Origin of the sequence: Priestia sp. FSL P4-0332 (assembly GCF_038005845.1) — a bacterium.
Classification (GTDB): Bacteria; Bacillota; Bacilli; order Bacillales; family Bacillaceae_H; genus Priestia.
The window spans coordinates 3,473,864-3,495,224 of sequence record NZ_JBBOUA010000001.1 but is presented as its reverse complement, the minus strand read 5'-3'; the positions used below and the strand labels follow the sequence as shown (position 1 = coordinate 3,495,224).

At 39.0% G+C, this 21,361-nt stretch carries 24 protein-coding genes and 1 pseudogene; 15 read left to right on the top strand and 10 right to left on the bottom strand.

Annotated features, from left to right (window positions below):
• Positions 1 to 121: 121 nt before the first annotated feature.
• Positions 122 to 1,297 (bottom strand): NupC/NupG family nucleoside CNT transporter, encoded by a 1,176-nt coding sequence (locus tag MKY06_RS18155; protein WP_013058262.1) that lies wholly within the window; start codon positions 1,295 to 1,297, stop codon positions 122 to 124.
• Positions 1,298 to 1,731: 434 nt separating this feature from the next.
• Here MKY06_RS18155 and MKY06_RS18150 point away from each other — a divergent pair.
• Positions 1,732 to 2,419, top strand: a pseudogene (locus MKY06_RS18150) (MOSC domain-containing protein).
• Between the two features lie 57 nt (positions 2,420 to 2,476).
• Here MKY06_RS18150 and MKY06_RS18145 read toward each other — a convergent pair.
• Positions 2,477 to 3,316, bottom strand: coding sequence for a C40 family peptidase (locus tag MKY06_RS18145; RefSeq protein WP_013058260.1), 840 nt, complete (start codon positions 3,314 to 3,316; stop codon positions 2,477 to 2,479).
• A gap of 514 nt (positions 3,317 to 3,830) precedes the next feature.
• Between MKY06_RS18145 and MKY06_RS18140 the strand changes: the two genes are divergently transcribed.
• On the top strand, positions 3,831 to 4,745 hold the full coding sequence (locus MKY06_RS18140; protein ID WP_029323359.1) for a DMT family transporter: 915 nt from the start codon (positions 3,831 to 3,833) through the stop codon (positions 4,743 to 4,745).
• Between the two features lie 48 nt (positions 4,746 to 4,793).
• Here MKY06_RS18140 and MKY06_RS18135 read toward each other — a convergent pair whose 3' ends face one another.
• Positions 4,794 to 5,444 (bottom strand): DUF975 family protein, encoded by a 651-nt coding sequence (locus tag MKY06_RS18135; RefSeq protein ID WP_013058258.1) that lies wholly within the window; start codon positions 5,442 to 5,444, stop codon positions 4,794 to 4,796.
• A gap of 192 nt (positions 5,445 to 5,636) precedes the next feature.
• On the opposite strand from MKY06_RS18135, the gene MKY06_RS18130 reads away from it, so the two are divergent.
• On the top strand, positions 5,637 to 5,990 hold the full coding sequence (locus tag MKY06_RS18130) for a DUF4181 domain-containing protein (RefSeq protein WP_057273695.1): 354 nt from the start codon (positions 5,637 to 5,639) through the stop codon (positions 5,988 to 5,990).
• Here the strand turns inward: MKY06_RS18130 and MKY06_RS18125 are convergent.
• Together MKY06_RS18125 and MKY06_RS18120 are read right to left on the bottom strand one after the other, a co-directional pair.
• Positions 5,965 to 6,147 (bottom strand): hypothetical protein, encoded by a 183-nt coding sequence (locus MKY06_RS18125; protein ID WP_013058256.1) that lies wholly within the window; start codon positions 6,145 to 6,147, stop codon positions 5,965 to 5,967. The two genes, MKY06_RS18130 and MKY06_RS18125, sit on opposite strands and share 26 nt — an antisense overlap.
• 142 nt (positions 6,148 to 6,289) lie before the next feature.
• Positions 6,290 to 7,303: a S66 family peptidase gene (locus MKY06_RS18120; protein ID WP_340961101.1), complete on the bottom strand. Its 1,014-nt coding sequence runs from the start codon at positions 7,301 to 7,303 to the stop codon at positions 6,290 to 6,292.
• A 148-nt stretch (positions 7,304 to 7,451) separates the two neighbouring features.
• Between MKY06_RS18120 and MKY06_RS18115 the strand changes: the two genes are divergently transcribed.
• Both MKY06_RS18115 and MKY06_RS18110 read left to right on the top strand, forming a co-directional pair.
• Positions 7,452 to 7,964: a sigma-70 family RNA polymerase sigma factor gene (locus tag MKY06_RS18115; protein ID WP_063672307.1), complete on the top strand. Its 513-nt coding sequence runs from the start codon at positions 7,452 to 7,454 to the stop codon at positions 7,962 to 7,964.
• A gap of 19 nt (positions 7,965 to 7,983) precedes the next feature.
• Entirely contained in the window at positions 7,984 to 9,147 is a 1,164-nt protein-coding gene (locus tag MKY06_RS18110) for a DUF4179 domain-containing protein (RefSeq protein WP_061859377.1), read from the top strand.
• Between the two features lie 45 nt (positions 9,148 to 9,192).
• Here the strand turns inward: MKY06_RS18110 and MKY06_RS18105 are convergent, their stop codons facing one another.
• A complete protein-coding gene (locus MKY06_RS18105; RefSeq protein ID WP_013058252.1) occupies positions 9,193 to 9,612 on the bottom strand; it encodes a MarR family winged helix-turn-helix transcriptional regulator in 420 nt (139 codons plus the stop codon).
• A gap of 143 nt (positions 9,613 to 9,755) precedes the next feature.
• Here MKY06_RS18105 and MKY06_RS18100 point away from each other — a divergent pair, with 143 nt between their 5' ends.
• From MKY06_RS18100 to MKY06_RS18090, 3 genes are all read left to right on the top strand, one after another.
• Positions 9,756 to 10,103: a DUF6054 family protein gene (locus MKY06_RS18100; protein WP_013058251.1), complete on the top strand. Its 348-nt coding sequence runs from the start codon at positions 9,756 to 9,758 to the stop codon at positions 10,101 to 10,103.
• 202 nt (positions 10,104 to 10,305) lie between these two features.
• Entirely contained in the window at positions 10,306 to 10,689 is a 384-nt protein-coding gene (locus tag MKY06_RS18095; protein ID WP_013058250.1) for a FixH family protein, read from the top strand.
• 312 nt (positions 10,690 to 11,001) lie between these two features.
• Positions 11,002 to 12,207 carry a hypothetical protein gene (locus MKY06_RS18090; protein WP_098277754.1) on the top strand — a complete coding sequence of 402 codons (1,206 nt, stop codon included), beginning with the start codon at positions 11,002 to 11,004 and terminating at the stop codon, positions 12,205 to 12,207.
• 138 nt (positions 12,208 to 12,345) lie between these two features.
• Here MKY06_RS18090 and MKY06_RS18085 read toward each other — a convergent pair whose 3' ends face one another.
• The gene (locus MKY06_RS18085; protein WP_098277753.1) at positions 12,346 to 12,726 is read right to left on the bottom strand and encodes a VOC family protein; all 381 of its coding nucleotides are present in this window, start codon (positions 12,724 to 12,726) and stop codon (positions 12,346 to 12,348) included.
• Positions 12,727 to 13,055: 329 nt separating this feature from the next.
• On the opposite strand from MKY06_RS18085, the gene MKY06_RS18080 reads away from it, so the two are divergent.
• Positions 13,056 to 13,223, top strand: coding sequence for a hypothetical protein (locus MKY06_RS18080; protein ID WP_013058248.1), 168 nt, complete (start codon positions 13,056 to 13,058; stop codon positions 13,221 to 13,223).
• A gap of 149 nt (positions 13,224 to 13,372) precedes the next feature.
• Here MKY06_RS18080 and MKY06_RS18075 read toward each other — a convergent pair whose 3' ends face one another.
• Positions 13,373 to 14,302: a DUF3298 and DUF4163 domain-containing protein gene (locus MKY06_RS18075; RefSeq protein WP_029323341.1), complete on the bottom strand. Its 930-nt coding sequence runs from the start codon at positions 14,300 to 14,302 to the stop codon at positions 13,373 to 13,375.
• A gap of 409 nt (positions 14,303 to 14,711) precedes the next feature.
• On the opposite strand from MKY06_RS18075, the gene MKY06_RS18070 reads away from it, so the two are divergent.
• From MKY06_RS18070 to MKY06_RS18050, 5 genes are all read left to right on the top strand, one after another.
• On the top strand, positions 14,712 to 14,969 hold the full coding sequence (locus MKY06_RS18070) for a FeoA family protein (protein ID WP_013058246.1): 258 nt from the start codon (positions 14,712 to 14,714) through the stop codon (positions 14,967 to 14,969).
• Positions 14,962 to 15,693 carry a FeoB small GTPase domain-containing protein gene (locus MKY06_RS18065; protein ID WP_013058245.1) on the top strand — a complete coding sequence of 244 codons (732 nt, stop codon included), beginning with the start codon at positions 14,962 to 14,964 and terminating at the stop codon, positions 15,691 to 15,693. Before MKY06_RS18070 ends, MKY06_RS18065 begins: the two co-directional genes overlap by 8 nt.
• A gap of 13 nt (positions 15,694 to 15,706) precedes the next feature.
• Positions 15,707 to 17,074, top strand: a complete 1,368-nt coding sequence (locus tag MKY06_RS18060; protein WP_053487989.1) for a nucleoside recognition domain-containing protein — start codon at positions 15,707 to 15,709, stop codon at positions 17,072 to 17,074.
• Between the two features lie 398 nt (positions 17,075 to 17,472).
• The gene (locus tag MKY06_RS18055; RefSeq protein ID WP_141536319.1) at positions 17,473 to 17,943 is read left to right on the top strand and encodes a hypothetical protein; all 471 of its coding nucleotides are present in this window, start codon (positions 17,473 to 17,475) and stop codon (positions 17,941 to 17,943) included.
• 72 nt (positions 17,944 to 18,015) lie between these two features.
• On the top strand, positions 18,016 to 18,393 hold the full coding sequence (locus tag MKY06_RS18050) for a hypothetical protein (protein ID WP_053487569.1): 378 nt from the start codon (positions 18,016 to 18,018) through the stop codon (positions 18,391 to 18,393).
• Between the two features lie 45 nt (positions 18,394 to 18,438).
• On the opposite strand, the gene MKY06_RS18045 is transcribed toward MKY06_RS18050, so the two are convergent.
• Positions 18,439 to 18,819 carry a FixH family protein gene (locus MKY06_RS18045; RefSeq protein ID WP_013058241.1) on the bottom strand — a complete coding sequence of 127 codons (381 nt, stop codon included), beginning with the start codon at positions 18,817 to 18,819 and terminating at the stop codon, positions 18,439 to 18,441.
• Between the two features lie 240 nt (positions 18,820 to 19,059).
• On the opposite strand from MKY06_RS18045, the gene MKY06_RS18040 reads away from it, so the two are divergent.
• Positions 19,060 to 20,043 carry an HD domain-containing protein gene (locus tag MKY06_RS18040; protein ID WP_098277752.1) on the top strand — a complete coding sequence of 328 codons (984 nt, stop codon included), beginning with the start codon at positions 19,060 to 19,062 and terminating at the stop codon, positions 20,041 to 20,043.
• Positions 20,044 to 20,133: 90 nt separating this feature from the next.
• On the opposite strand, the gene MKY06_RS18035 is transcribed toward MKY06_RS18040, so the two are convergent.
• Entirely contained in the window at positions 20,134 to 21,240 is a 1,107-nt protein-coding gene (locus MKY06_RS18035; protein WP_340961092.1) for a GntR family transcriptional regulator, read from the bottom strand.
• Between the last annotated feature and the right edge of the window lie 121 nt (positions 21,241 to 21,361).

The following is a 21,361-nucleotide window of genomic DNA, read 5'->3' as shown; positions in this document are numbered from 1 at the left end:
ATAACTCGGAGTATGTCAACAGAGATATTTAATAAATTTCAACATTGTAGAAACGCTCCAGCTATAACCCAAAAAGAACAACCAAACAAAAAAGCACTCACCACAAGTGAGTGCTTTTCCATTAAATAAACAATCCAACCATAATACCTGTTAAAATCGATCCCATTGTAGCGACTAACAGCATCTTTAAGCCGAACTTGGCAACCCGTGAAGCTTGTTCGCCGTTGATTGCTTGGATCGTACCAAGAACGATACCAATTGAGCTAAAGTTTGCAAATGAGATTAAGTAAGCTGATACGATCCCGACTGTTTTTTCAGAAAGGTGAGGCATCATTTTTTGGAAGTCAAGCATGGCAACGAATTCGTTTGCTACTACTTTTGTTCCCATTACGCCGCCGGCTCTCATTAGTTCATCTGCCGGAATACCCATGATAAAGGCAATTGGGTAGAAGATATAGCCTAAAATGTCTTGAACAGTTAATCCAATTACGCCGTTTAATACGTAGTTCACTAATGCTAAAAGACCAACGTACGTTACAAGCATCGCTGCTACGATTAACGCAACGCGTCCGCCGTCTAGTGCTCCGTCACCGATTGCTTCAAACAGCGTGCCTTGCTTAGCAGGCGCTTTAATATCGACTTCGTTTTCATCTTCTACTTTTACAGGTGCAACGATAGAAGAAACGATTAAGCCAGAGAATACGTTTAGCGGAAGGGCAATTAATACGTATTCAGCCGGAATCATCTGCATGTATGCGCCTAGAATCGAACAAGAAACGGATACTAAAGATGTTGTTGTGACGATAAATAAACGGTTTGGTGTTAAACCTCCGATGTGGTTTTTCACCGCAATTAGCGCCGTTGTATCACCAAAAATCATTGCGTTCACGGCTGTGAAGCTTTCAATTTGGGGAAGTCCGGTAATTTTTGAAACAAGTCCTCCGATATATTTGATCCCAAAGGGTAAAATACGAGAGTAGTTTAAAATACTTAATAATGCTGAAACGAATACAATCATAACTAACGTTTGGATAAAGAAAATGCCTTTTCCTGCAAGATCTCCAAACACGAACGAAATTCCGTCGTTACCAAATGATAAGATCTTTGTAAATACACTCGTAATAAAGTCAAGCACCTTGCGACCAATCGATGTATTCATCATAAAAGCAGAGATAGCGAGCTGAATAACCAGCATAACTGCGATGCCTTTGTAGTTGATAAGTTTCTTGTCGTTTGACATGAGGAACGCAACTGCTAAGACAATTACAATTCCGATAATTCCCATTAAAATTGACATTTACTTTTCTCCTTACATGTACTCTATATTTATAAAAGAGGGACGTGCATAGAAATGACTATGTAAATCGGCCTCTATTTTATATAAAAATCAGGACTTTCACGCTAGTTTTAGTAAAAATGGGCAAAATTTTTTAGGCCATTGTAAAAAATGACGTAATGGTAAAATAATATTTACTATGTGCTAATATGTAAAAAAACATGCAGAACTGACATAATAACTTATATTTCGACAACCTCTACTATCTTAAATCATTTCGAACAAAAGAAAAAGAGGAAATGAAGATATTTTTAATATAATTGTGAAATATTTTTTAAACTTTCATGATATTGCCAAGATTTTAGTGGAATACACAAAAAATAAGAGCGCCATCTTTAAAATGTGGTAAAATATGACGTAATTAGTAAGGGAAAACGGGGAAGGGAGAGGCACGAATGAATCAACGTAAAATAATTCATTTAGCAACCGGCATGCCTGAACAAATGGCATACAGTCCTGACAAAGAAATGCGCACAGGCATATGCAAGAAGCAAGTAGACGAAACGTTTTTAGCAAAAGAAGGGTTTCAAGGCGACGGCGTAGCGAACTTAAAGTATCACGGCGGTCCGGATCGTGCGGTGTGCGTGTATCCGTATGAGCACTACAAAAAATGGAACGAAGAGTTTGATACGGAGCTGCCAATGTCTGCGTTTGGAGAAAATCTTGTTGTTGCAGGCATGCTTGAAAAAGAAGTATGCATTGGAGACATTTATCAAGTAGGAGACGCCGTTATTCAAGTGACGCAAGGGCGAAATCCATGCGACGCAAGGGCGAAATCCATGCGACACAATTACAAAGCGAACGGGCGTTAAAGGGATTTTAAAACGAATGATTGAGACAAGCTATACCGGATACCTTTGCCGCGTGCTGAAAGAAGGTACGATTACGCAAGGTGCAGAAGTGAAATTGATTGAAGCTCATCCAAACCAAGTATCCGTTTGGTTTACGCTTGATTTATATTTCCATCGTTCAAAAGATGTAGAAGGGATGAAGCGGGCTTTAGAAGTGGCTGAGCTAGCTGAAGACTGGAAGCATAAATTTCAAACGCGTATTGAAAAGGCGCTTTCCGTCGCGCAGCGATAAAAAGTAAATGCCCTCTAATCGTTAGAACGTATCTAACGATTAGAGGGCATTTTTTTCTTAGAAGCGTCCGTATCCTAAGAAATGATCTTGATAATAAGAAACATCTAGATCAGCTACAGCTACACCGTGTGAACCAGCATGAATCATTTGGCCGTTTCCGATGTAGATTCCCATGTGAGATGGGCCGCTTGTGTATGTGTTTTGGAAGAATACTAGATCGCCTGGTTGTGGAGACGAAATTTTTGTCGCCATGTTCCAGTAGTTTGCTACGCTTGTACGTGAAATGCTGTGACCGCTATGGTTGAACACGTATGCGATAAAGCCTGAGCAGTCAAATCCGCTTGGTGTGTTTCCTGCCCATTGGTAAGGTGATCCTACTAAACTACGTGCAACATTTACTGTGCTTCCAGAAGCCGTGCTTGTTGTTGGAGCAGGTGCTGGTGTGCTTGTTTCTTGTGCTGCAGATGTAGATGCTGTAGAAGTAGAAGGAGTTGATGTGCTTACACCTTTTACTTGGCTTGCGCTTGGTTTACCTGATGCAATTGTTACATAGCTTGAGCTTTTTGAAATCCATTTATTTGGTGCAATTTCAACTAAGCCGTTTGCTTCTTTTAAAATAGCAAACTCTTGACCTTGTGTTGCAGTTCCAACAACTGGAGATGAAAAGCTAGCTCCTTGACGAATATTTAACGCACTCACGTTTACGATGACTTTTTGATTAGTAGTAGTAGTTGCTTGTTGTTGAGGTACGCTTGGCGTTACCTTTTCTTGTACGGGTGCTGGTGCAGCGCCTCCGTCATTTGCACTTGCTGAAGTTGTGCTAAATGTTAGGGCAGCGGGAACAAGTAATGCTGCTAACCCCATATTCATAACTGTACGATTTGCTTTCTTTAGCATGTTCTTTCTCCCTTTCCATAACTTGTTTTATTCACAACTGTGAGTCTATCAATCCTGACAGGAAAAGTAAACATCTAATTCCAAATTACGACATTTTGTAACATAGTTTTAATATTAAAGGGCGATATAAGTAGAATTGTCACCTTCTCTGTAATAATTCTGATAATTTATCTAGGTAGAAATGTTTAGGAGATTCATAGATTTATTAGAAAATATGTAAGCTAAATGAAAAAGGGGAGCAGAAACCCAGCAGCTGAATGGCTTCAAGGCTTTTAGGATGTATAAAAGCTATAGGTAAAAATGATATCGTCACTAGCGATGCACTTTATTTTTTCCTAAATGAGCACATAGAGAAGAAAGATACGCTGTCATAAAAGAAACTCAGTTATTATAACTGCTATGCATGAAGTACATTAAAAGCGTGCAATTGAAGTGAGCAAAAAAGAAGCGTAGTATACAAGGAGGAATGAACGCGTGAATCATTTACATTCATATATGTAGGAGTGGTTGTTGTATGAAACAGTCATCATCTTTTATTAATGGAATTCTTTTAGCTGCTCTTGTACTGATTTGGGGATTAACGTGGCCGATGTCGAAGCTGGCGCTTGGCTATTCATCGCCTATTTTGTTATCTGGACTGCGGTCATTAAGTGCGGGAATCATCTTATTAGCAGTCGCACTGCCAAGATATAAACAGCTTCACTGGAAGCAGAACTGGCGTAAATATATGGTGTCAGGTCTATTTAATTCAATCTTATTCTACGGTCTGCAAACGATTGGACTTATGTTTATGCCAGCAGGGGTCTTCAGCGTTATTGTCTACTTACAGCCGGTGCTCATCGGCATTATTGCATGGCTGTGGATTGGAGAAAGCATGAACGCTGTGAAGATAGGGGGCTTGCTTCTTGGTTTTGTAGGTGTAGCTACCATCAGCATGGGAGAATTATCTGCTAATGCTTCAGCTATTGGAATTCTTTTAGCTGTCCTTACGGCACTGAGCTGGGCGATTGGAACCGTTTATATCAAGCGTATTAGCGACAGTGTAGATGGCATTTGGCTTATTACTGTTCAAAGTCTTGTCGGCGGAGTAGTTATGACAGCAGCTGGCAGCAAAGTGGAAGGATGGTCTCATATGATGTGGAATTCATCATCTATGCTGCTGCTTTTATTTTTAGCACTGTTTTCTGTTGCCGTTGCGTGGCTCATTTATTTTTATTTAATTAGTAAAGGAGAGGCCAGCAAAGTGGCGTCCTTTAATTTTCTTGTTCCGATTATTTCAATTGTCATTGGCACGCTCTTTTTAGACGAACCGTTTACGTCGTCACTTCTTGTAGGGGTGGTGCTTATTATTATCAGCATTTATTTAGTGAATAAAAAAGCGAAGAATCAAAAGTTAAAGCCCTCTGATGGAGGAGAACAGGCAGCGTGAAGCTATTCATAAAAAAACCGTATTCGCAACTCGAATACGGTTTTTCGTTTATTCAGCAACTTCAGTTTCATTTGCTTTTAGCTTTTCATAAAATACGCCAAGCGAAGTCGTTACATACGGAACAAGCCATAATAACCCAATGCCAAGCGTGATGATACTTAAAATTCCCCAGCCGATAAAGCTTAAAACAAGTAAAAAGTAGGTCCACTTGTAGCCGTTCATTAACCGTCTGCTTTCAGTAATAGACTGATTGACTGAATAATCTGGGTTATCGCGGAATACGTAGTAAGCCTGTGAATAGGCAAGGCTTTTGATGATGCCAGGAATGATTAATAAAATGCTCCATAGCACGGTATAAATAATCGTTAACAAGTAAAGTCCGAGGGTTCTAAAATATAATCCGGCAGATGAAAACGAATCAAACACGTTTCCTACACGTACACTTTCTCCTCGCACCAGACGCAATAGTACCCAGTAGTAAGAGAAAAAGAGCGGTACGAGCAGCAGGGATACAATATTAGCTAAGGTAGACTGAGAGTATTCGGTTTCAGACCCGCTTGGAAATCCGTTGATTAAAAAGTCAATAAGTCCTGGAATACCGGCAGCAATTAGATACGTAACGAACGTAAGCAGTACGGCAAATCCCCAGCGGTTTTTCAGCGCTGCGAGTGCACCTTGCTTCACTTCTTTTATTCTCATAACTTGATGTCCCCCTCTAGGTGAGTTTATACAGAGAATTTAACCTGTACATTAGTCAATATATTAGCGATTTTTGAATATATGAATGCTTGCACTAATAAGTTGTGTAAAGATTTTTAGATGCTTGAAATTTGTGGAAAGTCCTTTAAAATGGAAGTATAAGGATATTTCCGGTGGGAAGGAGGAATGAAAATGACGCTTGTGTATTTGCTGATTCTGGCAGTCGTCTATGTCTTTCTAGATTTTTGCCTGCGAAAAAAGCTGCATACAAAGATGACAAAAAGTTATTGGAGAAGCTTTAAAGGAAGGCGTCCGCTGTTTATTACAATTGAAATGGTGATGCTTGCTTCGTTTTTAGTGCTGATCTTTGTTATACCTCCAGCCTACACCTCCGTTTTTATGTTTCTTTTCTTGTTTCTCCTGTACGTGCTTCGAGGTTTCGAAGAGTGGAAGTTTGAAAGAAAGCAAAAAGAGCACTACCACTCGTGGTTTGGTGCAACTTTTTTCTTATTTGGGACGTTTATATTACTGATGACAGATATGTAAAACAGGATTGAGACATAACGAAATGAACCGCTGTTGATTTCCGTGCAAGACTTCGCTTTCCGCGGGCGGCCGGTGAGCCTCCTCGTCGCGTGTGCTCCTGCGGGGTCTCACCTGTTCCGCTTTTCCCGCAGGAGTCTTCGTCTTGCTCTCCAATCAATCACTAGAAGCACCTACATATATGAAACAAGCCTACGTTCACCATACCCATGAAAAAATTCGAACGAATTGGATTCTCCATCAAGAATCAAGTTCGTTCGGATCTTCCTTCAATCAAACTACTTTTATACAAGCTTCTTTTTTTACGTAAAGTATTGAACGACTGTGCCTTTGTTCTTCTCTAAGTTAACACTCGCATACGCGCCGTTAATAAGCGTGAGCTGAGGAGGGAGGTGGCCGCAGTCGATGTCATAGATAACTGGAATATGTAAGTCAGAGGCAAGGTCGCGATACACATCTTCAGCGGTGTAGGAATCAACGGGTTTATTAGCGCTGCTTCTGCCAAATAAAATACCCGAGCAGTTGTCAAACCAGCCCGCTAGCTTAAGCTGAAGAAGTGAACGGCGAAGGTCAGCGGTCGTGAGTTCACAGTTGTCAAAGTACCAAATGACCGGCTCAGCAGGAATGTGTTTTTCTCGAAAAGCTTTTACGTCTCCAAAAGGAGTGCCCGCTAAGTGTCTGATTACATCAATACATCCTCCGAGCAGTCGCCCTTCGATGTGCACGTCGCTTAACTCTGTATGCTTCCAAGCGGTTTGTTTCGTTAAATGAAACACGCATGGTGACGGGGTGTCATGCTGCCATTCTTTTTGATAGCGATCAGAAGAAACTTGAACCACACTTTCTCCTTTTTTGGTCGTCAGTACCTGCTGCCACATCGCAGTCGTCGTATCCCAGTACTCTCCGCGTAAATCTACAAAGTTGGTTCCATGAGCCGTTGCAATCCCAGTATTAAGTGTAATAGTCAGCAAAAGAACGCTGGTGTCAGAATAGCCAAGCACCCATTTTGCTGTCCATTTTGTAAAGTCGAGATGTTCAAGAATTTCAATCAGCAGCTCGCCTCCCCAAGGAGGAATAATGATATCAATGTTTTCATTAGCAATCATGGCTTGAAGCTCATTTGCACGTTTTTTAGGAGAAGCGGATTTTGCTTTGTGCTGCGTCCAAACTGTTTCTCCTGGTATAACAGAAAAGCCTTTTCCTTTCATTCGTTCACACGATAAAGAAAACATGGAATGAAGAGCTTGAGGTACACCAGAAGAAGGTGCGGTTATGCCGATGGTTGGGTTAGATGTAAGAAAAGGATAAGTAATCATAGCGGCCTCCTTCAAAGGTTTTAGCTTATTTTACCAGTGAGGGAAATACTGAACAAGCTTATTTTTCATTTAATTTAGGAAGATTGATAGGTTTTGTAAAAAGAATCCGTATTAATAGATGTAAAAGCAAGCGGAAAGGAGCAATGTCATGGAAGATGACTGGATTGTTGCGTGTATAACGCGAAAAAAAGAAAAAGGATTAGAGCTGTTAATCGATCAGTACGGAGGGTTAATTACGGCCATTGTACGCAAGCATCTAGGCACGCTGAAAAGTTATGAAGAAGAGTGTGTAAACGACGTGTTATTAGCGGTGTGGCATCATATTGATCGCTTTGATTCGGAGAAAAACACGTTTAAAAATTGGGTTGCGGCTATTGCGAAGTATAAAGCCATTGACTATCAGCGCAAATACATAAAAACGCAGCACGAATCGCTTAGCGAAGCGGGAGTGGGTGAAACATCAGAAGTTCATAACATTCAAACAAACGACGTGGAAGAACTTTTAGGCCACTTAAGTGAAGGAGACCGCGAGCTGTTTAAAGCGTATTACTTACAGGAAGTCGAGCTGAAGCAAATTGCTGAAAAACAGCAGACCACCATCAGCAATTTATATAACCGGCTGTCGCGCGGACGAAAAAAATTAAAAGCGATTTTTAAATGAGAAATAAGGAGGGACAAAGATGAAAAATCAATATGACTTATTAAACGGATCTTCTGTAGATTTTGATGAATATGAAGAAATTGAGCTAACGGCAAGCGAGAAAAAGCGAATGAAAAAACGCTTAAAACGTGAAATAAAGCCGGCACGAAAAAAAGCGCGTCCGCTGATTGCCGCTGCGGTGCTGCTGCTTGCCGTGACGCCTGTAATGATGCAAAACGAAACGGTATGGGCATCGGCTGTGCGAATCAGTCAGCAAATTGGCCAGCAAATCGAGCTGCTTATGAACAAGCCTGAAGGCAGCTTGAGCAGCTATAAAAAAACGGTAAATGAAACGGCAACGGACCAAGGCATTCAAGTAAAAGTAAATGAGCTGATGCTTGATGACGGACAGGTGCTGCTTGGGTTAACGATTAGCGCAGATGAATTTAGAAAAACGGCACTAGGTCTTAACAGAAACACGCCAATTCGACCAGGAGAGCTGCGCGTGAAAATTGGCAATATGTCGTTTTTTGATTCGGCTTCGAGTATTAGAGAGGAACCAATCAAAAACAAAGACGGAAGCTGGAGCTATCTGTACGCTTTAAAACTAACGCAAGCGGACACGGACGGAGACGGGAAAATCGACGTGGAAGGCTACAATGTGCTAGATCATATTGATCCGAATAAAAACTATCAAATCAGCGCTCAGTTCACGAGCCTTGATTTTGAAAAGAATCCTAGCCAGACGAAAAGCGGGAACTACCGGGATTCCTACGGGGAAATTAAAGGAAATTGGACGGTTCATACAAGCGTAAATGGCTCAAAAATCATCGCTGATACAAAAGTGTATCCGTTGAATAAAGAAATTCCGATTAACGAAAAAGGAATAAAAGGCGTATTGTCCATCAAAGAAGTTCGCGTATCGCCTGTTTCGATTAAGCTACACTATACGTTTACATCGTCAACAGGAAGCATTCGAAACGGAACGAACGTGGGCGTAAAAATAAAAGATCAAAATGGAAGAGATCTTTCTGAAAGCGGCAGTGGAGGAGGAACAGACAGAGTGCTAGAAATGGACGAAGAGTACCGAAACGACAAAGGAGTGGTTATGCTTCGATTTGTTCCGTATGTAAGTGATTACGAAAACGACAGTTCAAAAGATTTAACTTCGGACGCCTTTAATTTGAAGGTAAATAACAAATAACAAACTAAAAACCAGATGCCTGCTTAGCGAGCATCTGGTTTTTTATTAGATATCCATTTTATTTAACAAGCGAAGAAACGTCTGTAATTCTTCATCCGTAAAATGTCCAAGCTTTTCACCATATTCTTTGGTGAGCACTTTTTCCATTTCTTCTGCAAACTCTTTTCCTTTATCCGTAATCGATAAGTAGACAACGCGACGGTCTTTTTGACTGCGTACGCGCGTAACAAATTCTCTTTCCATTAATCGGTCGCTGATGCACGTCATGCTACTGTTTGAGATGTGCATATGCTCGGCAATCTCAGAAACGATATGATTCCCTTCTTTATACAGCATGTGAAGCGCTAAAAATTCATTTAAAGGAATATATGATTTTAAAGTAGGGATAACCGATAGCTGCATTTTTTTCGTTTGGTTTCGCATCGTTGAAACCACATTTTGGATAAGTTCATCTCGTGTATTCATTGAGGTTGTGTGCTCCTTTTTCCGTTCAAACAATTTCTTTTCTTTTCTATTGTACCATATTGTTTATAAAGATAATGGGCAGGTTTTTTAAAGAGAAAAAGAGAAGTAGTATCTATCTGTTGCGATAGAAAGGGGCTTGAGTGATGGACAAGATAATTGAATTTAAAACGACGCTGCTTCCTTTTGATGGAGCAAAAAAGCTTGTGAATGCAAATAATTCGGAAAGTGACTTATTATACAAGGAATATTATGATCTCGGAGACGGCAAGCAGATCTGTACGCTTGTGTTTGAACGCTATTTTTTCCGCACCGGCGGCAGGGGATCACTAACGATTATTTTAGAAAATGTGTCCGGTCCAAACAAAGTAAAGTGTATTCCTTCAGGAAGCGCAGAAGGGATATTAAATATTGATTGGGGAGCAAGCAAGGATTTTGTACGATGGGTAGAAAACGCACTGTCATCGTACACGTTAGAAGAACCGCAGAGATAAAGGCAAAGCTGGAGAAGGCAATGAGCTTCTTCAGCTTTTTTTGTGAAGCGAAGGGCGAGTAGAGAAATGAAAAGATGCAAAAGCTACTGTAGAAATAAGAACTTTATGTGGACAATAAGCATTTTTTCTCTTTTTACCGGATAAATGAGTATAATATTAAATTGCAGGAAGACTTCACATTTACATAACAAAGGAGAACATAATGAAAAAACTCAGCATTGTATTATTTGTTTTAATGATAGCTATAGTAGGCTGTTCCAAAGGAAATGATTCAAGTTCAAAAGAAGTAAAAGGAACGATTGAAGTACCGGAATCAATTCAAGCAAATGAACAAGTCAAGCTTAAAGTCCTTGTGACGCAAGGAGATAAAAAAGTGGAAAACGCCGATGACGTGCAGTTCCAAGTTGAAAAAGAAGGCTACATCAATCAAGAAATGACAAAAGCACCGCACGAAGGAAAAGGTGTATACAGCACGGACTATACGTTTAAAGAAGACGGCGAATATATGATTACCGCTCACGTTACGGTAGACGGTGACATGAAAATGTTTACGAAAAAAGTAGAGGTAGGCAAGTCTAAAGAGTAGTACCTATAATTGAAGAAGCGGCTTATATAGCCATTTAAAAAGAGAATGCCTCGTGCATTCTCTTTTTTTAATAAGGGCGCTTTTTCAATTTTTTTACCGTTAACACAAAATGATCCAATTTTTTAATCATTTCTTTTCCTCCTAGACACCAAACTAAATATTGAGAAAAATATGTTAAAATTAGGATAATAACAGTAATTTTGTTCAACTAACGGGACAGTAACGTTGAACAAACCCTTTTTTCTAAAAAAGAATATTCTCTTTCCTTCGGGAATTAACAATGAAGGAAATTTAGTATAGGGGATGAAAAGAATGAATCATTTTCTGAATCGGATTGCCAAAGACTTAACTAATAAGAACTTAGAAAGGTATTGGCCAAATTTCGAACTTGTTGCTTATGCATTGTACGATAAAAACAGTGTATTCCTGTTCAATCATCCTAGGTATAATCAAGTTCCTCTTAAAACATACAAAATTTTAAAATGGGACAAGCAATTTGTGGGAAATACGCTTATTCTATTTGATGGCTATCCTACTGCTATTGCTGATATGGAATTGTATGATGACTATGAAGGACTTTTTTCAATATTGGTCCACGAGTTATTCCACGGAAATCAGTATATAAAAGAGGAAAAACGCTTCCCTGATGAAATACTGGGAATAACCTATCCTTTAACAAAAGAGAATGTGGAAATTCGAAATCGGGAAAGAAAAAATCTTTATAATGCATTGTTGGAAACTCATATCAGTAAAAAGAAACATTATTTAAAGAAGTTTATCCGCCTAAGGGAAAAAAGGTCAGAAGGAATAAAAGAGCATTTAACATATGAAAATTTAATTGAATCTGTTGAAGGACCTGCCTGGTACGTTGAAATAAAGGCTTTTTCAGAAAAATCCCCGCTCGCTAATGATTTGATTTTAAAAAAATATGGAAAAAATCTAATAGACGTAGTTGAATCCACTTCCAATATAAGGCGGAGCTGTTATAGTTCAGGCTTATTTATGTGTTTGTTGCTGGATGAATTGTCACCCGATTGGAAGGAAAGTTTTTTTGGTACTAAAACAACACTATTTGATTTGATTAAACGTCTTAATATTGCCCCTCAAAAACAGGCAATTGAAGATGTTCAAATAAGCCCTGAAACAGAAGCAGCAGTAAATTTTGCTGTTGAATCAAGGAAGAAAGAATTTGATGAATTCGAAGAACAGATAGGAACCCATCTTTTTATCGAAGGAGAAATTATTGCTTTATCCTTTGATCCGATGAATATCGTCCCTTTGGATGGCAGGTTACTACATAAAAATTATATAAAAGTAAGGATAAATAACCAAGAATACCTTGTCCAACAACCATCCCTTACCTATTGTGCGGGTGGATTAAAAAATATAAATAAATTACTTATCGTATTAAAGGACAAACCATTGGAAACGGGTGATTCACTTGTAATCACTGGTATTGGAGAACTCATGGGGCAGTATACGATACAGGAAGATACGATCAATTTGGTTGTTAAATAGATTGTAAAGGCGCATTTATAGGAAGCAAGGTCGCCTATATAATAAAGAAAACTCGCAAACTTCTATTGCGAGTTTTCTTTTGGGCTCCTACGACATAGCAACAATATTTAAGAAAACAGCTTTTTTAAGGAGGACGTTTTAATCTACGTAATTTGATAGCTCAATCAAATTGTGATCAGGATCTCGAATATAGACAGAAACAATAGGCCCTACAGCACCTGTACGTTTGACCGGTCCTTCTTCAATTTCTACATTATGTTTTTGTAAATGATTGATTACGATCTCAATTTTTTCCTCCGTAATAAAACATAAATCAGCAGAGCCGGGAAGAGGATGCTTTGCTTTTGGCTCAAATTCATGGCCTGCTTGATGTAGGTTTATTTTTTGTTCACCAAAACGAAGCGCTATTCTTCCTTCTCCGAACGTTTCTTTCTGCATGCCTAAAATAACCGTATAAAAGTGAATCGTTTTTTCAACGTCTTTTACCGTTAGTACAAAATGGTCTAATTTTTTAATCATTTCGTTTCCTCCTCACATTGTGAACTTTCTTCCTCTGACGGTAGGGTAAGTACTGGGTGAGATCTGAGAGGTTTTTCTATAAATAAGTATATCATTTGTAAGGAGGAGGATAGCCAAAGACAGCTGTATGTCTATTTTTAGTTCAAAAGAGCGTTTTATAAATAGCCTGTTTTTTAAAATGTTGTGGTTTTACACAATGCATTAAAGGTTTGTGGAATTTTATGTTAATATTGGATGAAGAGTGGCACTTGTTTTAGTAACTTGATCTGGAAAGTTTGTTGATTAGATGTGTTAAAAATTTAAATACATATAAGAATGGAGATGCTCATATGTCTATGGGGATACTTTCTTTAATTACTTTTGTTATCTGGTTTGTAGCCATTCAAGAGTTTTTAAAACCTGAAAAGAATCAGAGTAACCGAAAAATAATGATGTTAACATCCGCAGGCTCCTTGCTGACGTTAGTTCTGACCATTTCACTTTTTCAAACGCTATAAAAATACTTCTAAAAGCGGTTTTTCCTAGGCTATAAGAAGCGGAATAGGGCTCACCTTTCTTTTTTGCTCCGCTTATTCTGCAGAAAAAAAGAAAAAGAAGCTTATGAACTGATGGTTCGTAAGCTTCTTTTTTGTTTTATACGACTATCTTATTTATAAACGCTGGACGGGATTTTAAACGTATGAATGCCGTTAGAATACGGGCCGTACTCATACTCACCAAATATAATGGCAATGCCGCTACTTGTGTAGTAAAACTGATCTTCTTTTAAGTTTACAGACTTAAATTCATTAACCCAGAACTGAGCACCTTTTTTATTACGAGCAATCATTTCATTACGAATATAGTTATTAACTTTATTTAACTTAGTGTTGTTGTTAATAATATCTTTTAAGCTAATTTGTCGAGCTTTCAACAAATCGTAATTGTACGTATCAATCCAAGCGTTGCCGTGAGCGCCGCCAGCGTACGCATCATTCGTAATAGCAACACTTAAAATATTATCTTGGTTGTAAGGTACAGAGTATGTCATATTACGATAATAAGGACCTGGTGCCCAGCCGTTTTTGCGGTCTTCCTTCTCTTGTTCTTTTAGCTTGTTGTGTTCTTTTTGTGCTTCCTTAGCAATGTTTAAAAACTTTCGATTATAGCTAGCCTCAAATGGTTTATTGATAAGGCCAGATACCTGCGGATAGCTAATGTTGCTTGCTAAAGATTTCTTCGTAACCGTTACTCCTAGTGCTTGAATTTTGTCACTAGGTGCTTTTTCATACTTAATACTTGATGACTTTTGAGCATAGGTACCCTTTGATACCCCATACAGACCACCAAATTTACTTGACTCAGAATACACGCGAAATACTTGCCCTTTTGTCACTTTTCTAGCTGCTACTAACTTGTTGTTTTTAATGTTGTAAAGATTAGTATTCTTTAAAACGGTAACGCGTCCTATTTGCCCTTTAACCAGTTCTTGATTCCCCCACACGACTTTTGCTTCTGCAACTGTTTGCGGAGCAAGCGGTGAGAATAACAAAGCCAAACCTAAAACAACTGCGCTAACCCTTTTGAACCTTTTCATAAAAGCCTCCTAAAGTGATTTTTGTAGGTTTTAAAACTAATCAATACTTTATTTTCAAAAAAACCCATTTATTAGTATAGCACAGGATTTACAGGTTTTTACTGTTTTTTTGTTTCTTTTTTACTGATTTATTTTCAGTATGATTTTTCATAAATATTTACGAACACAGGCTGTAAGTAAGAAAAAAACACAGTATTTTATCCTAGACTAAAAAAGTTTCCTGTGGTAAACTTTCGATATCATGACAAGTGAAAACTGAAAATTTTAAATAAATCATGCTGACATGTTCATTTTTCTGCACTAGCAGAATACCCTATTAAAAATCAACGAGCATATTTTTTTACCTTAAAAGTTGGTCTAACGAAAAAAATATAACCTTAGATAAAAAATGAGAAGGGACGAAAAATAGATGGCTAGTGTAAATAATTATCCATTGTCTACATTTACGACAGGTGAAACGGTGCAGCTAGAGCGAATCGAAATCGAAGGTGCCTTAAAGCGACGCTTGTTAGATTTAGGATTTATTCCAGGAGCAATTATCAAAGTGCTTCAAAAAAGCCCGTTAGGAGATCCTGTTGCCTATCAAGTAAGTCATACAACGATTGGTCTCAGAAAAGAAGAGAGCTCAAAAATTTATGTGAAAAAAGTAGGTGACGACGGTGAGTAAGTATTGTATTGCATTAGCAGGAAATCCGAACACAGGAAAAAGTACGTTATTTAATAGCTTAACCGGTCTTAAGCAGCACACGGGAAACTGGACGGGAAAAACCGTAGCCAAAGCAGAAGGGACGTTTGAACATCACCAGCAGCTCTACACAATCGTCGATTTACCTGGAACGTATTCACTGTATTCAAACTCGGCGGACGAAGAAGTAGCGCGTGACTATATTTTATTTGAAAGACCTGACGTTACGGTAGTGGTGGTTGATGCAACGGCGATGGAGCGAAATCTTAATTTAGCGCTGCAAGTGATGGAAATGACTGAAAACGTCGTGATTTGCGTGAACTTAATGGATGAAGCAAAGAAAAAAGGAATTGTGATTAACGAAAAAAAGCTGGCTGAATCGTTAGGCGTACCGGTTGTGCCTATATCAGCACGTAATAAAAAAGGGATTACGAATTTGCTAGATGCAATTGAACAAGTCGTACGCGGGCAGGTAAAACTTAACCCTTACCAGGTGCAGTACACAAAAGAAATAGAAGCGTCATTAAAGGAGCTAGAACCTCAAGTCGCTTCTATTGTTGGAAATCAATTTCCTCTGCGCTGGATTGCTTTACGGGTTCTTGATGGAGACACGTCATTTTTAGAAACCATTCAGCAGCGTCAGCAGCAAGGTATCAGTCACACAGAAAGGAGGAACAGCGCATATGGGAAATCCGTTAACTCCTGAAAACTCATTAGCGATGGAACAATTAACTCGCTATGCGCAGCAGGCAAAAGAAAAAGATCATCGTTCCAATATGGTCGCAAGTATTTATCAGTCGTCACAGCAAATATGTAAAAAATCAGTTGTGTACGAAGACCGCTCAAAGCTTCAGCGTACAGAAAAGTTAGATAAAGTCTTTACCTCGCCAATTTGGGGCTTTCCGATTATGCTTGGTATTTTATCGGTCATCTTTTATATCACAATAGCCGGCGCAAATGTTCCTTCTGGATTAATCGCACAAGGATTTGGCTGGGCCGAAGGGTATTTAACAGCTTTCTTTCAAGCTATGCATGCGCCAGAATGGCTGCACGGAATTCTTGTATTAGGGCTGTTTCGCGGTACCGGATGGGTCATTAGCGTGATGCTGCCTCCGATGGCCATCTTTTTCCCGGTTTTTGCTCTTTTAGAAAACTACGGATATTTGCCTCGCGTAGCGTTTAATATGGATCGTTTGTTCAAACGAGCAGGCGCACACGGCAAGCAGTCGCTGACGATGGCGATGGGGTTTGGATGTAACGCCGCAGCGATTATGTCAACGCGTATTATTGAATCGCCTCGTGAACGTATGATGGCGATTTTAACAAATAATTTTGTTCCATGTAACGGCAGGTGGCCTACGCTGATTTTGTTAGCTTCTTTATTTATGGCAACAGGCTTTACAGGGAGTGCTAAAACTTTCGTAACGGCGCTTGTTGTGGTTGGAACGGTGTTATTTGGGATCGTGGTGACGCTGTTTGTATCGTGGGCACTGTCTAAAACAGCGCTGCGCGGAGTTCCGACACACTATACGCTAGAGCTTCCGCCTTACCGCAAGCCAAAATTTGTAGATACAATTGTACGCGCGACGCTGGATAAATCGCTGTTCGTGTTAAAACGCGCGATTATTGTTGCAGCACCCGCAGCGGTGTTAACGTGGGTATTGGCCAACATTTATATCGGTGACACAAGTATTTTAATGCACTTTGTTCAGTTTCTTGACCCATTTGCTAAGTCGCTAGGACTAGACGGGTATATACTAGCTGCTTTTATCATTGGCTTGCCAGCTAATGAAATTGTTGTACCGGTTCTACTGATGGCGTATTTATCAACGGGCTCATTAATTGAAATTGAAGATGCGACTCGACTGAAACAAATTTTCCTTGATCACCACTGGACGTGGCTAACGGCTCTTAACATGATGTTGTTTTCACTCCTGCATTTTCCGTGCGGAACGACGCTTGTGAATATTTATAAAGAAACCAAAAATGCAAAGTGGACGTTTCTTGCTTTTGCAATACCAACAGTGATTGCGATTGGCGTTACGTTTACGGTTGCGCAAGTGGTAAAAGCGTTTAACCTTATTTAAATATGAAATAAAAGTGCAGGGCTTTGAAAAGAGCCCTGCTTTTTTTATGAGTTGTTAATTAACTAGATTTTCAGTTTTATAATGTAAGATTAATTGATATTTTTTAGGGGAAATGGTAATTTGTATGATATGTGCTTCGTTCATGATGCACATACATGTAACTTCTGGGGGAGAACAACTATGGTGAAAAACAAGGTCATAGAAACCATCTGCTGGCTGGCAATCCTTGCTCTCCTTATTCTCAGTTCAGTATTGTAAATGTCGTTTATAAAGGTACAAAACAAACGCTTCTATTTACAAGAGATGAGCTGAAGTCTGGAGAAGTAAGCAAAAGCTGGGAATCATTTCGAAAAGAACAGCAGCTGTCACAGCACAAAGCAAAAATAGAAGATTTTCGTTTGACGCTAGATAGGGATCAAAACATATCTTCTATGCGGTTTACAGTGATAGATCCTTCTGATGATAACTCATATACAATGCTAGATTACAGCTCTTGTTTTTTATGTGAAGACAAAGGAGAGGATCGGTTGACGGTTACAAGTGACAAAGTTGATCGAAAGCCTGCTCAATACGATCGATTAATGACCGCAGATGAGTTCTTTTTGAAGGTAGAAACCCTTAACAACCAGCATTTCTTTACAACTAGTCGCTATGCGTACACCCACCTTCATTCTTCCGGTGAGTACGAGAATACGAGTTATGACGGCCCTTACTTTATTTTAGAGGGAACGGAGTTAAAACAACTACAAACCTCTCATTCTTTGGACAAAGATTATCGTAATTACGGCAGCATACAAGTGATTGGCAGCAACAGTTCAGGAAGCTATCAGACAAGCGAGGGTACAACCGAAAGCATCATCATTAGGTAAAAAAAGCTGCTGTTTGCACCACGAGAGATTAATAGAAAAAAGCGCCAATGAAATGCTAAAAGGAGGCTGACGGTGGGGATATTTTTTAATAAAATAGATTCAAAAAAAGCTAATAAGTATCAAACAAGGCTATACTCTTGTTTCACCATTCTGATAATAGTGAATGTGATTAACAGCTGGTTTCTCGATTGGCTTTGGCTTTATATCACCACAAGTAGCGTTCTTGTTATACTAGTGATATTCCTGCTCAAAACACCTAAACGTGATTTAGATGAAGAGTGGAAGCAGCTAGAAATAGAGAAAGACGAGGCTTTTGAAAACAGAGTCAATTTGATGGTTATGAATGGCCGAAGTGATGTGCAGGCTATTAAATACATACGAAAAGAAAAAAATCTTGGTCTGCTTCATGCGAAGCAGTATCTTGACCGTATTAAAGAATCAAAGAAATAATAAAAGCGACCTTTGACAAGCAGAGGTCGCTTTTTGATAGGCTATTTACTTTTTCTCGCCAACCGTCACTTTTTTCGTAAACATTTTCATGTCGCCTTTTATCGTCACATGAGCGGTAATCGTATATTCGCCGTCGTCTTTGAACGTATAGTCCGTGCTGTATGCGCCGTTATCCTGATGTTTGGCATCGATCATTTCCTGGTTAATATAGCCTTCTTTTTCAACTTGAATCTGTACGGCGTCTGCATTTTCGATTTTTTTATCTCCTTGTGTAACGAGTACGTTAATAGATGTTTTTTCGTTTGCTTTAATAGTTTGCGGCACTTCAATTGTTCCTTTTACTTCCTGTGACTGTTGCTCATTTCCTTTTGAACAGCCGACCACGGCAATGACTAAAACGAGCAGCAGCATGCTAAGCTTTTTCATAAATATCTCCTTTTTTATCTTACCTTCTATTAGTAAATAAATTTCTCTATAAAACTTTATCACTGAAGTCATAAAATAAAATCATCACAATGAGTGATTTTTTACGATTGTGACGCCAAGGAAATTGAACATTTTGTTACAAAAAATAGTTTGCTATTACAACGCGAGAAGGGGTGCTTTACAGCATTGTGCCATACGTTTAGGATTAAACATAATAAGCTAGGAAAAGGAGAGAGAAATATGCTCATACTTTATGATGAGCTGTACGGGAAATTTGAAATAGACGGCGTTCTTTTAGAACTCATTCAAAGTGATCCCGTACAGCGTTTAAAAGGAATTTACCAAGGCGGAGCGAGCCGGTTTGTAAATGGAAACTGGAATACTACTCGATATGATCATTCCGTTGGTGCGATGATGCTTGTCAACAGATTAGGAGGCTCTTTGGAAGAGCAAATAGCGGCTTTATTACATGATGTTTCACATACGGCATTTTCTCATGTGATTGACTATGTTTTGGAACAAAAAGAAGAAAATTATCATGAAATGATTTACGAACAAATTGTGACCCAGTCGTCTATTCCTCCTGTTTTAAAGAGCGCCGGTTTAAACTGGCGAGATATCTTACTTGATGAAAGCCAATGGACGCTGCTCGAACAGAACGCTCCGCACTTATGCGCTGACCGCGTGGATTATACGCTGCGGGATTTGTACGTATGCGGGGAGATTACTTTACAAGAAGTGCATACATTTTTGGATCAGCTTGTCGTATTTAATGGACAAATGGCATGCAGTAATTTATCAGCGGCAGAATGGTTTGTGGATGCTTATTATAGAGAAGTAATTGGCTTTTTTATGAATCCGCTTAATATGTTTGGCAACTATCAGCTGACGAAAATTATCAAGCTCGCTTTGCAAAAAGATATTTTATCTATAGAAGATTTTTTAAAGGAGGATGACGATGTGGTTCGGTTGCTGAAAAATGCTGGAGATAGCAGCATTGAAGGGGTGTTATCTGCTCTTTTTAACAGCAAAGTACAAAAAGGAACAGCGTCTTGTCATGATGTTCACCAAACGACAAAAATGCGCTGGGTTGATCCTCTTGTTATTGGTTCAGGTGGGGCGGTTCCTGTATCTCAGTTATCACTTACCGCTAAAAGAGTAATAGAAGAAGCAAAACAAAAGATAGAAAAAGGAGTATATCTCAACATTCAGGCTCCGTTATAAAGAGAATCATTACATAAAGAAAGGGATGCATAATAACGCGCATCCCTTTCTCTCATAAGAAGTTTTATAGACCTCTAAGCAAGCCTTCTCTTAACGAACTTCATCACGCTTCGCATTTAACTCTTTAATCGTTTCACCTTCAACTAATACAGGCTGATAGTAGGTTTCGGTTGGTAACTCTTTTTTGCCCTGCAGCTTTTTAATAATCCAATCCGCCGCGTCGTGTCCCATTTGTTCCTGCGGATGGGTTAAAGTTGTTAAATTAATCGTCGCATTTTTAGCGATGTATGAATTGTCTTGACCAATAATTGACAACTTGTCCGGAATAGAAATGCCAAGCTGTCTGCATACATTTACAACTTCTAATCCGACTTCATCGTTATAGCAGACAAGAGCCGTCATTTCGCCTTGATTTTCAGTAAGAAACGTCTTTAAATTAGCGTACAAATCAAGCTTTGTTTCGGTGTTAAAAGACAAAATATGCTCAGGCTGAAAGCGGAGCTTTGCTTCACCAAGCGCTTTTATGTAGCCTTTCATTCGGTACTTTCCTTGCAGGTCATCCATTTTTGCGATGAGTCCAATTTGTGTATGACCTTTTGAAATTAATTCATTTGTGGCAAGGTAGCTTGACTGAACGTCGTCTAGACAAAAAAACGGAACGTCCAATTCTTCGTAGTAGGCGTTAATCATCGTAAACGGAACGTCTTGTTCTTTGAATGATAAATAATACGAGATGTTTGGATTGTACAAATTACTTTTTGTAGGCTCAACAATTAGACCGTCTACTCCGTAGGAAAGCATCATTTCCAATGCTTTTTTTTCTTGTTCTACATCATTATTCGTGCTCGCCAGCAGCAGCGAATAATTATCTTTATTTAATCTGCTTTCAATTCCGCGAATAATAGAAGGGAAAATATAGTCGGAAATATACGTGGTAATTACACCGATTGTTTTGTTGGCAGAAGCCCCGCTAGATTTGGATTGATACTGATTGCTCACATAGGTGCCAGAGCCTTTTTCACTTCTTAAAAAACCTTCATTCGACAGCTCTAAAATGGCTTTTCGAACCGTATGTCTGCTGACACCATACGTTTCTTGCATAACCGATTCAGTAGGGATTTGTTCGCCCATGCTGTAATCGCCTGAAAGAATTTTGCTTTTTATATCCTCAATAATCACCTGATATTTTGGCTTCATGTTTTCACTTCTTTCGTAGTTGTATACATTCAACTTTTTTTATGTATAAAATTTGTATGGACATATTTTATCATGAACGTGAATAAATGAAAAGATTTCCTTGATTTTTAATCGAAAGGAG